Consider the following 769-nt stretch of genomic DNA (forward strand, 5'->3'; position numbering starts at 1 on the left):
ACAAGCCCAAATAGAAATACAAGAGGAAAATAGTATGTATAAATATATAAAAAATATTGCAATAATTATGGCTCTATGCTTGAGTTTGGAGGCTAAAGATATAATGGAGAGATAGACTTAAGCAAAGAAGATACTAGATTTTTTATTGTATAGAAGATGTATCAAAAAATAATACTATTGATATTTCTGTGTGGAGACTTAAAAATCCAAAAGACTTTAAAAGAGAAATCCAAAAGTTTGAGGCATCAAAGAAGTTCATAATTACAAATGAAACCAAAAGACAATAATATCATATTAAAATTACACAACTTTAGGAGAAATAATGTTTAAATATTATATTGCGTTTATTAGTATAATTTGTAGTCTCTATGGCAATGATATAGAAATGGTTCATAAAGACTGCAAAATTTTATGCAAGAAATGTGGATTTTACGCAAGACAAACAGAAAGCTATTTTGAAAAGCTTAAAATTTCTACCAACAATGAAGATGATTTTTATACTGCAATGGATGATTGGGCACACTATCTTTATTCAGCAAAAGATTACTTGCGTGCTAATGGAATCAAAACCAATTTTTATGCTATAGATGTGAAGGAATGCAGGATACTAATCTTTCAAAACTATTCCTTGGAAATAAACAAAATTGATAGCCCTTATATCTTTATTCTTTATCAAAAAGGTAAAAAGCCTTATAAACTTATGGACATTTCAGCTCCAGAAGATGAAATCAATACTTATTTTAATATCACAAATCCAAAGTTTCCTAAA

The 769-nt window shown here is 27.6% G+C and carries 1 protein-coding gene; it reads left to right on the forward strand.

The window, feature by feature from the left end:
• Window positions 1-322: 322 nt before the first annotated feature.
• A partial coding sequence (locus tag LS81_RS11050) for a hypothetical protein (RefSeq protein WP_138069963.1) occupies window positions 323-769 on the forward strand: 447 nt, incomplete at its 3' end.

This window comes from Helicobacter trogontum, from assembly GCF_000765905.2.
Lineage (GTDB): Bacteria > Campylobacterota > Campylobacteria > Campylobacterales > Helicobacteraceae > Helicobacter_A > Helicobacter_A trogontum.